This is a genomic window from Novipirellula sp., from assembly GCF_041583735.1.
In the GTDB taxonomy this organism is placed as follows: Bacteria; Planctomycetota; Planctomycetia; order Pirellulales; family Pirellulaceae; genus Novipirellula.
Window position 1 is genome coordinate 1 of sequence record NZ_JBFHFD010000218.1, and the last position, 12,855, is coordinate 12,855.

A 12,855-nucleotide genomic window follows, 5' to 3' on the forward strand; every position below is an offset into this window, starting at 1 on the left:
ACGCCGATGCGAAACGTTTCGGTGTTGGTCGTCACGCCGGGGAACACGCCTCTCGAAATGGCACTGTCGACATCGAAGGCGGGAAAAATTTGCCAGTCCGAATTTGTGCCGCCCGAATTTATGTCCACGGATTCCTACAAACAGCGGTCCGAGGCGGGCAACGATGACTTGATCATCTACGACCGATGTTCACCTGAAACGATGCCGCGGACTAACACCTTTTTCATTGGATCGCTTCCAAGTAATCAAGTTTCCAACACCGATGGCACTCGCAGTGATGCATGGAAATGGAAAAGTGAACCGTCCGGGGTGGCACTGATCGACATGGACCGCACTCATCCCTTGATGCGGTACTTGGAATTGTTTTCCTTGCTGATCTTTCAAGGACGCTCGGTCGAGGGCCCCGCGGGCAGCACGGAATTACTTGGCGCCGATATCGGCCCGATGCTAACAATCGCGCCGCGTGATGGTTACCAAGATCTGGTGCTAGGGTTTGAGTTGATCAGCACCGACGCCGACGGTGCAACGCAAACGAACACCAATTGGTATGCCGAACGCTCGTGGCCTGTGTTTGTCTTGAACGTGCTGCGTTATTTAGCCGGAGCCGCCGAAGTCAGTGGAGCTCCCTCGTACACGCCCGGTGACACGGTGCGGTTGCGAGTCGAAAGTGCGATCAGCAATGTTGACGTACAACGTTTGGGTGACAAAACGACATCGATTCCGGTCGGCCCATCGGGCGTCACCGAGATCGTCGAGACTGATTCGCCGGGCAATTACCGTGTGAAATCGGGCGAGCGTATCGTCGACATGTTTTCGATCAATTTGTTTAACCGCAGCGAGAGCACCATCGCGGCGGCCGAAAGCATCGAACTGGGCTACGAATCGGTCGAAGGTAAAGTCGCCGGAGTCGAAAAACGCCAAGAGTATTGGCGTTGGTTGCTGCTCGGCATGTTAGCGATCCTGGCAACCGAATGGTGGGTGTTCGGACGCCGAGTCGGATAGTCGTTGATCGCTCCGCGATCATTACGTTGGATCGCGGAGCGATCCACGACATTGATTCCAACGTTCCTTAGTAACGGTAGTCCGCGCCATCGCGGCTTCGCTGGCAACTCGCTTCGATTTCCGCTAGCTTCTGACTCAGAACCGACAAGCGTTCGGGCGATGTTGCCGCCAGATCGTTTTCTTCGTACGGATCTTCGCTGAGATCGAACAAACGAATCTTGCCCCCTTTTTTCGCTTCTTGCAGCAACTTCCAATTGCCCGAAATGATCGCCTTGCCATCAATGCCCCCCTGCAACCGGCGATAGCCAAAAAAGAGCTCTCGCTCTTGCGTTTTGACCTTTTTCGTCAACAGCGGCATCAGGTTGATCCCGTCGATCGGCAGTGAGGACTTGATGGCCGACTCGACCTGACACGCATTTGCAATCGTGGGCAATAAATCCACGGTCGAACAACGCACATCGGTCGCCGTCCCTGCGGGGATCACGCCCGGCCACTCGGCACAAGCCGGAACCAACAATCCGCCCTCGTACATCGTGTGTTTGTGACCTTGGAACGAGCCTGCCGACGCGACCCCCTTTTTGGCCAGACCATCAGCAGGGCCGTTGTCGCTACAGAACAAGACAAGCGTCTGTTTTTCGATGCCCAGTTCACGCAGCTTGGTACGCAAACGACCAATCTGCTCGTCCATCGCGGTGATACAGCCGTAGTAGTTTTGACGCGACTTGCCAAATTTTTTATAGCGTTTCTTGTATTCGTCACCCGCCACCACCGGTTCGTGCGGTGCGTGAAACCAAACCGTTGCTAGAAAAGGTTGATCTTGATTGGCTTCGATAAACGGGATCACGCGGTCCATGATGATGCGGCTATCATCACCCGTCAAATTCTCGGCGACCTCGTTTCCATCTTGAACATAAGGCAAACCACCCTTCCATGGCTCACCTTCCTCGTTCCCCCAACGGCCCCATCCCTCCGGCGTCACCGTTGGGTTCCATGTGGGCACGGCACTTGTGGTGGCAAAGTAATGATCGTACCCATGGTGCGATGGTGGCGAGTAAAAGCCACGGGATCCGACGTCGTCGGGTTTGACCCAGCCGACATGCCACTTGCCAAAAAAGCCGCTTCGGTAGCCCTTCTTTTTCAACAATTCGGGAATTGTCGTTTCCCCGACACGCATGCCACCGGTGTGCGCGGCGAGAATTCCATAGCGAAATGGATATCGGCCGGTTAAACAACTGCCGCGAGTCGGCGAGCACAGCGGCGCGGCGGCATAGAAGCGGTCCATCCGCATGCCACCGGCAGCCATCGCGTCGAGGTTCGGAGTATGAATATCATCATTACCATTGAACCCAACGTCTCCCCAACCTTGATCGTCACTCATCAGCATGATCACGTTAACAGGCGTCGAATCGGCAGCCCGTGTTTCGGCATCGGCTTTGTCTTGGCTTGTCACGCCAAACCAAAACAGTCCAAACGATAGCGACGCGACGTGAAAGAATCGGCGATTCGATTTGGGACTTATCATTGGATAATTTCACCTTCGGTTAATGTGTCGATCCATTGAGCATGCTTGGTTTTGACTTCTTTTAATTCTGGGTGATCCGCCAGATTACTCCACTCATTGGGATCTTTGCTGTGATCATAGAGTTCTTCGGAACCGTCCCGATAGCGAATGTAACGCCATCGTTCCGAACGAACGGTGTGGTTACCCGCGGTCGTCGATGTCAATGCGGGTCGATCCCATGCGTCGCCAGGTTTTTCCAACAGCCTGCGGAAACTTTGGCCTTGCAACTGAGCCGGCGGCTTTAAATTGCAAACTTCGGCAAGCGTTGGGAAGATGTCGATCAGCCCGACCGTGCGGTCGCATGTGCTTCCATCGGCGGACATTCCGGGCACGTGGACCGCCAAAAAGCTACGTGTGGATTCTTCCCATGGCATCCATTTTCGCCAGTGATGTTTTTCGCCGAGATGCCAACCGTGATCGGACCAGAGCACGACAATGGTGTTGTTGGCATGACGGCTGTCTCGCAGATGCGACAGCACTTGCCCGATGCAATCGTCGGTCAATGCGACACAAGCGTGATACGCATGTACCAGTTCGCGGCGATACGTGGGGCTGTACTGATCCACGGCGTCATCGGCGATCAAATCATCGCGGTCGAGTACCCACCGCCGAGCGATCTCGGGAACATCATCCAAGTCGTTCTCCAGCACGGCTGGCATCGTCAATTTTTCGCGATCGAATTGGTCGAAATAGCGTTTCGGAGCAGTCATCGGGGTGTGAGGCTTATAGAACCCGATCGCAAGAAAGAAGGGTTTCTCGTGTTTTTGATCCAATTGCGTCTTCGCCCAAGCCGCCACTTGTTCGTCGGGCATTTCGCCCGGCTCGACGTCCAGCGCCGCCCACGCCAACGTGTCCTTGGCCCGATCGCCAAATCGCTCCGCGAACTGCCTTCCATTAGGCGGCTCAGGTCCCCATCGCAATGTTTTTGGCCCCACTAAATCCCAGTACGCCTTTTTGCCATGGTCGTTGTGATAGATCTTGCCCATACACATCGTTCGGTAACCATGATCCCGAAACCAAACTGGCATCTGGGTTGCCGAACGATAAACCGAACCGGCACGCTTGAGACTGTTTCCATAGATCCCGGTCATCGATGCATACATTCCCGTCAGCACCGAGGTGCGTGACGCATTGCAAAGTGCGACTTGGCAGTGCGCGTTGCGAAACAACACACTGTGCTTGGCAAAGTCGTCCATGTTGGGCGTTTGGGCATCGGGATTTCCCCCCAGACATCCCACCCAATCGTTCAGATCATCGACCGCGATCAACAAAACATTGGGCGGTTGATTGGCAGCAACCGCGGACTGCGTCGGTTGCGATTCAGGTTCATCCGCTCGTAAACCACGAGAATCCCAACCCGAAAAGCCGCTTGCCAAGGCCAGCGTCACCACCAGAAAGCGTGCCATGAAGGATCGCGTTCGATCGCATACAACACGGTGAATGTCGTTGCTAAATAGAGTCATCGGTTCACATGGACGGATAAGGTATGCGGGGAAGAATGAAGCGATGGCACGAATGCCGCTCGATAGTATGAACGAAACATTTGACGCGTGCAGCTACCACCCTCTATTTTCGATTGTTCGATTTGTTTTCCACGGCTCAGCCATGGACGGTGCTCAAGCTACTTCGCGACCATCGATTTGCAGGAACCGGAGCTTGGTCGGACGATGATCTGATCCAACGCAATAGCGACGGCTTTTCGCATTGCATCAGCTGGAATTTCATGACCACCTTTAGCAAGGGGCGAACCCGTCGTGGTTCGGGTCATGCCAACTATCCCGAGGACTGCATCTTGGTCGTTCATCCAGGATGGAAAACTTTTTGTGCATCGCATGCGAGTGAACGAATCACTCAGCACAAGGAAGCCCCAAATCTGCGCGGTCTTAGGCTGTATTCACGTAACGCGTCGCTCGATGTCATCGGCAAGTATGTGGATGCGTTCTGTTACAACCTTTACGGGCAATGGTCACCGGCATGCAAAGCCAGTGCGTTTGCCGCCGAGGTGGGCGAACCGCTGATCGTCACGGAATACTACGCCAAAGGAATGGACGCGGTTGGTCTAAGCAACCGATGCGGTGCGGGATGGTGCGTCCCACCCCAGGCCGACCGCGGGCTGTTCTATCAAAACTTTTGCCTCGATTTGATGGAATCGAAGATCTGTCTCGCGTGGCATTGGTTCAAATACCAAGACAATGATCCCACCGACACCACCAAAGCCCCCTCGAATCTGAATTCAAAAAAAAGAAACAAAGGAATTCTCGACAACCACACTATCATCCGTATTCGCCGCTGTTGGACCGGATGAAGGAATTGAACCACGAGGTGTACGGTTTGATTGATTATTTTGACCCGCGATCGACGGCACGGCCGAGCAGCCAGTAGACGGTTTTGCGTTGGTGGGGTCATGCTGCGGGCGGAGCCTCATGACATCGATTTTAATAGCGTTCGCGTCGCGAGCCGTCCGGTTGCGGTGAATAAGAGGTTCGAATCCGACCGGGTGGCTGCCGCTGCTCCGCTATAAAATCCAGCCGAGCTATAAAATCCAGCCGATAAGTGCGAAAGTCGATGGCAATGGGCAGAGGACGACGGGCTCGGTCTTTGCAAAAGCTTCTGCTACAATACAGCACGTCACTAGTGGTCGTTTCTCAATCGAGTGAACCTTATCCATGCTCGCTGCACTGCACATTCGCATCACGCTGCTAACATTCGTCGTTTTGTCGCTATCGTCGGTTACCGACGGGCAAGAGCGGCGGGCACCGAAACCGACGTTTAGCAAAGGCGATACAAGGGGCGTTTTCTTTGATTCGCTTGATGAAGCGTTCCGTGACACACGTCCGACGCTCGCGACGATTCGCAAGGCATCCTCGGCCGCTGCGGTGGCTGCCATGGCGTCAAGTGATGAAGGCGATAAAGAGGAATCTGCATCGGGCGGCGGGGACTGGGACAAACTGATTGCCCCGACTTCGCTCGAGGATGAAATCAAACGACTGAAACTACACTATGACGAAGTGGTCTCGACTCCTGGAGCGTTCAAAGGAGGCGGTTACCAAGACGCCCGCTTGGACTTGTCGATTCTAGCGACACTGTTTGCGATCATCAACGACTATTCCGGCGACGTACGTTGGAAAGACCAAGCGGCGGCAGCTCGCGACTTGATTGCACGCACGGCGTTCAATTGCAAAGCCGGTTCGGCTCAAGTTTATAACGAAGCAAAATTGCGAAAGGCCGATTTGCAGGACCTTGTCGCTGGTAGCGGACTCGCCAATCGCGACGCCGAACCGGACAACGATTGGTCGATGATCGTCGATCGATCGCCGTTAATGGAGTACGCAGAATTGCTGAAAGACAAATTGAAGCAGGCGAGCCGCGACAAGAAGTCGACCGAAGAGAATGCCGAGCAAATTCGTCGCGACGCCCAGCTGTTGGCAATGGTGGGCAAGGTGTTGACCAAAGAAGGGCTCGACGACGCCGAGGACGACGAATACGTCATGCTCAGTAACAAGATGTCAAAAGCCGCCACGGCGATCGCCACCGCGATGGAATCCAACACGTACGAGATCGGACCACTCGTCGGCGCCGTCACCCAAAGCTGTGACGCCTGCCACGAACAATATCGGTAAAGTGCCAAATGCCGAGCGGCCTCGGTTCGCGGAAGCCAGCGGATTTTCGCCTTGTCTTTTGATCCGGCTCGCCGCTGGCGTTCTCTGACAGCACCGTTCTTGTAAACATCATGCCCAACTCGTTCGACTATGGGCGCTGAAAAGGGAATCAATGACTGACGCAGCAGAACTCGGGTGAGAGAATCTCAAGCGATTCGTCAATTTACGACTGTCCTGCGAGACTTCCGCAACGAGTCATCCCTATGCTCGATGGAGGGAACGGAAAGAATCGTTATCTTGCCCTAAATCACCCGTCAACCAAGTGCCGTCCAAAGCCTCCGCTGCTCGCCGGTCGACTAAAGAGAAAAGAGATCAGTCTCGTGCGCGGCCCCGGTTCCACGCCGAAAAAACGCGACCAGGCCTCTTTGCAACCTGTCCGGAGGAAAGTCACCCCGAAACACCTGACGACCGCCAGATCGAAGTGCGTACGCCCCCCACCCCCTCCGAAGAAAAACGGGTGTACGCCTCCACTCACCTGACGGCAACGTACGTCAACATTGACACACGTCACTCTTGACGTACAATAAGGAGATGACGGCTTCCCGTGTAAGGAATTCAGATGAATATGAAGGCAAATCCTGGTGGGAATCTTGATCCACAGCAGGTTTATGGACGTGATGCTCTGATTGAACTGCTCTGGGATCGGCTCGAAATGCAGAGCATTTTGGTCAACGCAGAGCGACGAATCGGGAAAACGCAGGTGCTCAGGAAGATGCACTTGCAGCCAAAGGCTGGCTGGAAGCCAATCTTCCGCGATCTAGAAAAGCTCCACTCGGCACAGGAGTTTGCTGAACTTGTTTACGACGATGTACAGCAATTTCTGGGCACGAAAGAGAAAGCCAGGAACTTCGTTCGCCGCTTTTTCGAAGAGAACGAAACCGACCACGTCAACCTGAAGGCACGCACCTGGAAGAAACTACTGACCTCGGCAATCGGCGATTTGATGCAGGCGGAACAAACCGATCGCCTGGTCTTCTTTTGGGACGAAGTGCCTTACATGCTGGAGAGCATTTGCAAAAACGAAGGCCCCGGCATGGCCGCCGAAGTCCTGGACACGATACGTAGTCTGCGCGTCGAACACCCAAAGTTTCGTGTCATTTTCACCGGTTCGATCGGACTGCATCACGTGCTGGGCAAGTTGTCGGCTGCCGGCATTCCGACGTCCGCGAAGAACGATATGTATCCGGTCACGGTCACACCCCTCGCGCCGCAAGATGCGGAATCACTCGCAAGTAATTTGCTGCAAGGCGAAGGCATTGAATGCGTGACCGTCACAGATGCGGCGGCGACGATCGCGGAAGAGGTTGACTACTTCCCGTTCTACATTCACCACGTGATCGCAGGCCTGCGAATCGAACAGCTCTCCGGCACCGCAGAGAACATCAAAGACTTTGTCGCTCGACAATTGGTCGATGCGTCTGATCCATGGCAGTTGGCTCATTATCGAACAAGGCTCTCAACCTACTATCCAGACGGCAACGATGCGAACGACGTTGCTTGTATCCTGGACGTCCTCGCGTTAACAAACGACTCGGCGGTTTCGCATTCGGTGGAAGAGATTCTCGAGGAAGCTTTCAATCGTGGTTCCAGTATCACAGACAGAAATAATCTGCTTCGCCTGCTGCGACTAATGGATGCGGACCACTATCTGTCTCGGGACACCAAGGGTGGTTACCGATTTCGATTTCCATTGATCCGTCGATGGTGGAAGCTGGATCGCGGACTATGAACCATTCAATAAAGGACAACCGTCCTGCGTCAGCGGGTGCCAGCTTAGGCAAGACGCAGCTTCGCTTTACCGACGAACAGTTCATCTGGCGGTTTTCACCCAACCAGACAGACCCGGAATTGTTGGAAGCGATATTCGTCGGGCGGGAACCACTGCTGCAGAATATCCTGGAAAAGATTGCTGACGCGGCGACCAGCGGTTCGACGCATCACGTGCTGTTGCACGGCCCACGAGGAATCGGCAAATCACATTTTACATCGCTGCTGCATCATCGACTGCTGAGTGACAGAAAACTCAGCGAAGCCGTGCACATTGCACATCTGAACGAAGATGAAACGACCACGTCGATGGTTCAGTTGCTGGTGCGAATCTACAGCTCGTTATGCAAAGCATATCCGGATGCGTATTCCGCCGAGTGGCTCGATGAGCTGCTCAACCAACCAACAGACGAAATCACCAGGGTGCTCACTCGTCGGCTGACGGCACGCTTTGAAACAAGCAAGCTGGTGATTCTGGTCGAAAATCTGAACCTGTTATTCGAAAACCTGGGCACGGCTGGACAACATGAACTGCGTACGTTTCTACAGGAGCATCCGTTTGCATGCGTGATCGCTACTAGCCAGCAGTTGTTCAAAGCCGTTACCGACCGCAGCGAACCGTTCTTCGGATTTTTTCAGCAGATTCCGCTCAAGCCGCTGTCGCTTCAGGACGCTCAGTCATTACTGGCGAAGATTGCCCGAGCCAAAGGGCAAGATGCGCTGACGGCATTCCTGAACACGCCGGACGGTCGCGGTCGCGTGCGGGCGATTCACGATTTGGCGGGTGGTAACCATCGGGTGTACATCGTGCTGAGCGGTTTTGTAACGCGTGAGTCGCTCGATCAGCTGGTGGCTCCGTTTCAGAAAATGGCCGACGACCTGACACCGTACTACCAGGAGCGGCTGCGTTGGATTTCTCCCCTGCAGCGGCAGATTGTCGAACTGCTGTGCCGTGAACACAGGACGTTAAATCCCAAAGAGATTGCTCGGCGACTGCTGGGTGATCAAAACAGTATCGGCAAACAGGTTCGCGAACTGAGCAATATCGGTTACCTGACATCAACCAAGCGAGGCCGTGAGACCTTTTACGAACTCAGCGAACCGCTGATGCGATTGGCCTATGAAGTCAAAGAGCAAAGTTTGCTGGAGATGCTGATTGAATTTCTGCGTGTCTGGTATCGGCCTGACCAAATGCAACAGTTACGAAACGGCAGCCTCAGTCTTTCCACTCAGGCCTACATCGATGCTGCTTATGAACGGTCGCAGACTCGCCCCGATCCACGATTGAAGCTCATCCAGGAAGAACTCAAAAAAGCAGAAGCCGAAGGACGCATCCACGAACTTGCGGCGTTGTGGGAAGAAAGAGCGGCCGCGTCAAACGCAGCGTCCGACTGGTTCCACGCAGGCTACTACTTCAATACGATTAATAAAGATGCCGCGACCGCAATCAACTGCTACGACAAATCGATCGAAATCGATCCGCATAATGGATACGCGTGGAGCAACAAAGGAGCCTCGCTGAGCGAGCTTGCCCGGTACACGGAGGCCCTGAACTGCAGCGACAAAGCAATCAAACTCGGGCCGGAACTTTCTTACCCTTGGGTCAACAAAGGAACATCACTGAGCAAGCTTGGCCGGCACGAGGAAGCGCTACGCTGCTTCGTAGCAGCGATTGAACTCGAACCGGAACTTCTCAACGCGTGGCAGCACAAAGGAATGTCGCTCCAAGAGCTTGGCAGGTATGTAGAGGCTCTAAGCTGTCATAACAAAACGCTCGAACTTGATCCGCAAGATGCCGCCACGTGGAATAACAAAGGATTATCACTGGACAAGCTTGGCCGGCACGAGGAGGCTCTAGGTTGCTACGATAAAGCAATTGAATTTGATCCAGATTCTGCCTTCCCGCGATTCAATCGAAGCGAAGCGTTCTTCTCACTGCATCGCTGGGAGGATGGCTTCGATGCGATTCGCGACGCTTTCTCGCATTTAAACGACCCGCCAGACTATTTGGGAGATGTGCAGTCGATGTTCTCGCTGATTTTCCGGCTCAGCGAAGACGATGACCGCCTGCAATCGCGAATCAACACACTGGTTGATCTCTACCAGCAAGCCGCTGAAGAGCAAGGTTTCCGTAGCCCGATTCAAGGATCGCAGCGACGCAAATCCGGCCAACGTCAATCGGGCGAAGGGGCTCAACTGAAGGCTGCGGGAACATCGCTTGACTCGGGTCGTCCTGCGACAAATCCGCTGTCACATCTGGCGGATGGCCTGGTCAAGTCGCTGGCCGGCATCGATCACACCCGTGGCACCCCCGCAGTCCTGGAAAGCTACTTCACCGCCATCGAAAAACGGGTGGGCAACATGCTAGAGTTTGAGATTCCGCTGCGGCTATTTCGCTACGGCATCCGCTATCTCATTAGCAAAAAGGAATCCGAATTCGTCGAACTCATCCAGCCCGAACGCCGCATTCTCCGGCAGGCACTTGGACTGGAACCTGAAGAACCAAAACAATGAATCTCATCCATTCACGTGCTGACTACAGGTTCCATCCATCCATTTTGTCGGTATGTTTTGTGCCTACGGACTTCAAACTTGACTCCCCATTCCGAATACCGCGACTCGATGACCATGCAGCTGATCGTGACCCATCCGGGCGGCGCCCACAAAGACGATTTCCTGGCCTGCAGTCTGCTGGCGCATCTGCACGGGATTCCGATCCAGCGCCGTGAGCCCACGGATGGTGATTTGGCCGATCGATCGATCTGTGTTGTCGACGTGGGTGGGGTGCACGATCCCGAACATAACAACTTTGACCATCACCAGTTCGCTCGCGATGCTCCGCCACTTTGTGCCTTATCGCTTGTGCTGCAAAGCATGGGACTTTACGAAGACGCGTTGTCCTTCTGTGCCTGGCTTCGTCCCGCGGAATGGCTTGATACGTTGGGCCCCAACGAAACCGCCAACTTGATGGGGATTCCGCGGACGGCGTTGTCGGAGCTTAATTCGCCACTCGACACGACGTTGCTCAATCGATTTGCAAAGCATACCGAACTCCGTCCTGACAATCCGGTGTACCAAGTCATGTGTATGGTCGGCGAGGATATTGTCAACTACTTGCGGTCGTTGCGCGAGCGATTGAACTATCTGAAAGAGCACGCTCAGTACTGGACGATTGAAACCGATGGTGCGCCGATTCAAGCGTTGTACTTGGAAAAAAGTGATGTGATTTCAGATGATCCTTCGTTTGGTATCTACGCGTTCATCGAAAGTGAAGGAAAAGAAGACGAGATTCAGGCGTTGGTCTATCCAGATCGTCGTGGCGACGGATACGGACTGACGCGTTACAACGACAGCCAGCGTTTGGACTTTTCGCAAATCGAATCCCACGACGAAGTTCGCTTTGCACACAAACGTGGCTTTGTCGCAAAAGTCGACACGACCGATCCGGCGCGGCTAAAGATGTTGTTGGAAAACGCAATCGTCAAAACGGATTGCTAAACCAAGTGGCGTCGATTTCGGCGGTCGGGCGGGGAACCGGGAGGCATTCAGGAACGACTCACTTGATGTCTTTCTCGGAAACCGGTTTACAGAGGTACGCTTTTTCGGACGCGGTGCGGCCACACTTCTTGCAAACGTAAGTCGACGAGCGGGCTTCCGCTAACAACAAGGGCAGCGAATCCTCGATTTCGCGGCGATCCCATTTGCAGATCGCTTTTTTCTTCTTCGGCTTCATGGCGGTCAATCCTGGCGAGTGACGTCGGTCCGTAACCGACCTATTGTAATCTCTCCCCGCCCCACCCGAAGCGATTATTCCGAGTGGTCAAGTTGGTGACGATTTATCGCTACGACGTTGCCGGTCCTGCGTTGCGAATCGCTTCACTCGCTCCCGACTCGAACTTTTTGAAATTGTCGTGGAACAAATCGGCCAGCCGTCGTGCACTGCTTTGATACGCGTCGGCGTCGGCCCAAGCGTCCGCCGGCCACAACACTTCACTCGGCAAATCGCCGCAGGTTTCAGGAACTTCAAAGCGGAACACGGGATCCGTCCGTGTGCTGGCGTTTGCCAGCGAACCGTCGTGAATCGCGTCAATGATTCCGCGCGTGTGCTTGATGCTCATGCGTTTGCCCACGCCGTAGGGGCCACCACCCCATCCGGTGTTGACCAACCAAACGTTGCTGCCGTGTTGACGAATGCGGTCGGCCAACAACTCGGCATATTTTGCCGGATGCCAGACCAAAAACGCGGCTCCGAAACAGGCGCTGAAGGTCGCGGTCGGTTCATTGACATTCATTTCCGTGCCCGCCACTTTGGCGGTATAACCGCTGATGAAATGATACATCGCTTGCTCGGGCGTCAGCTTGGCCACCGGTGGCAAGACACCAAAGGCATCACACGTCAAAAAGATAATGTTATCCGGATGGCCTCCGACGCAAGGAATCTTCGCGTTTTCGATATAGTCGATCGGGTAAGCGACACGAGTATTCTCGGTAATCGACGCGTCATCGTAATTGACCACATGGGTGGTTTCGTCGAACACAACATTCTCAAGCACGCTGCCGTAGCGAATCGCTTGATAGATTTCCGGTTCACTCTCTTCGCTTAGGTGGATGACTTTCGCGTAGCACCCGCCTTCGATGTTAAAAACGCCGGTGGATGTCCAACAATGCTCGTCGTCGCCGATCAGCCGGCGGTGGGGATCGGTTGACAGCGTTGTCTTGCCCGTACCCGATAGCCCAAAGAACAGCGACACGCTGCCTGAGGCTGATTCGTTCGCACTGCAGTGCATGCTGAGCACGTCCTTTTTGGGCATCAGATAGTTCATCACCGTGAACACGCCCTTCTTCATTTCGCCAGCGTACTGGGTC

At 54.4% G+C, this 12,855-nt stretch carries 9 protein-coding genes and 1 pseudogene; 6 read left to right on the forward strand and 4 right to left on the reverse strand.

Annotation, left to right across the window (positions count from 1 at the left end; all coding sequences use genetic code 11):
• Window positions 1-1,002, forward strand: a pseudogene (locus tag ABX962_RS16975) (hypothetical protein); the annotation flags it as partial.
• 67 nt (window positions 1,003-1,069) lie between these two features.
• Here the strand turns inward: ABX962_RS16975 and ABX962_RS16980 are convergent.
• On the reverse strand, window positions 1,070-2,524 hold the full coding sequence (locus tag ABX962_RS16980) for a sulfatase-like hydrolase/transferase (RefSeq protein ID WP_372721229.1): 1,455 nt from the start codon (window positions 2,522-2,524) through the stop codon (window positions 1,070-1,072).
• A complete protein-coding gene (locus tag ABX962_RS16985; protein ID WP_372721230.1) occupies window positions 2,521-3,969 on the reverse strand; it encodes a sulfatase in 1,449 nt (482 codons plus the stop codon). The genes ABX962_RS16980 and ABX962_RS16985 overlap by 4 nt, the downstream gene beginning before the upstream one ends.
• A 170-nt stretch (window positions 3,970-4,139) precedes the next feature.
• Here ABX962_RS16985 and ABX962_RS16990 point away from each other — a divergent pair, with 170 nt between their 5' ends.
• From ABX962_RS16990 to ABX962_RS17010, 5 genes are all read left to right on the forward strand, one after another.
• Window positions 4,140-4,868 (forward strand): hypothetical protein, encoded by a 729-nt coding sequence (locus ABX962_RS16990; protein WP_372721231.1) that lies wholly within the window; start codon window positions 4,140-4,142, stop codon window positions 4,866-4,868.
• Window positions 4,869-5,229: 361 nt separating this feature from the next.
• On the forward strand, window positions 5,230-6,183 hold the full coding sequence (locus ABX962_RS16995; protein WP_372721232.1) for a hypothetical protein: 954 nt from the start codon (window positions 5,230-5,232) through the stop codon (window positions 6,181-6,183).
• A gap of 598 nt (window positions 6,184-6,781) precedes the next feature.
• On the forward strand, window positions 6,782-7,951 hold the full coding sequence (locus ABX962_RS17000) for a hypothetical protein (RefSeq protein ID WP_372721233.1): 1,170 nt from the start codon (window positions 6,782-6,784) through the stop codon (window positions 7,949-7,951).
• Window positions 7,948-10,503 carry a tetratricopeptide repeat protein gene (locus tag ABX962_RS17005; RefSeq protein ID WP_372721234.1) on the forward strand — a complete coding sequence of 852 codons (2,556 nt, stop codon included), beginning with the start codon at window positions 7,948-7,950 and terminating at the stop codon, window positions 10,501-10,503. Before ABX962_RS17000 ends, ABX962_RS17005 begins: the two co-directional genes overlap by 4 nt.
• 78 nt (window positions 10,504-10,581) lie before the next feature.
• Entirely contained in the window at window positions 10,582-11,487 is a 906-nt protein-coding gene (locus ABX962_RS17010) for an MYG1 family protein (protein ID WP_372721235.1), read from the forward strand.
• Window positions 11,488-11,545: 58 nt separating this feature from the next.
• Here the strand turns inward: ABX962_RS17010 and ABX962_RS17015 are convergent, their stop codons facing one another.
• Together ABX962_RS17015 and ABX962_RS17020 are read right to left on the reverse strand one after the other, a co-directional pair.
• Entirely contained in the window at window positions 11,546-11,722 is a 177-nt protein-coding gene (locus tag ABX962_RS17015; protein ID WP_339945272.1) for a hypothetical protein, read from the reverse strand.
• Between the two features lie 109 nt (window positions 11,723-11,831).
• Window positions 11,832-12,855: phosphoenolpyruvate carboxykinase (ATP) (locus tag ABX962_RS17020; protein ID WP_372721236.1), on the reverse strand; the 1,024-nt coding region annotated here is incomplete at its 5' end.

Coding starts and splice junctions, on each gene's coding strand:
- ABX962_RS17005 (WP_372721234.1), top strand. CDS start 7,948: ATGAACCATTCAATAAAGGACAACCGTCCTGCGTCAGCGGGTGCCAGC.
- ABX962_RS16980 (WP_372721229.1), bottom strand. CDS start 2,524: ATGATAAGTCCCAAATCGAATCGCCGATTCTTTCACGTCGCGTCGCTA.
- ABX962_RS16985 (WP_372721230.1), bottom strand. CDS start 3,969: ATGGCACGCTTTCTGGTGGTGACGCTGGCCTTGGCAAGCGGCTTTTCG.
- ABX962_RS17015 (WP_339945272.1), bottom strand. CDS start 11,722: ATGAAGCCGAAGAAGAAAAAAGCGATCTGCAAATGGGATCGCCGCGAA.
- ABX962_RS16995 (WP_372721232.1), top strand. CDS start 5,230: ATGCTCGCTGCACTGCACATTCGCATCACGCTGCTAACATTCGTCGTT.
- ABX962_RS17000 (WP_372721233.1), top strand. CDS start 6,782: ATGAATATGAAGGCAAATCCTGGTGGGAATCTTGATCCACAGCAGGTT.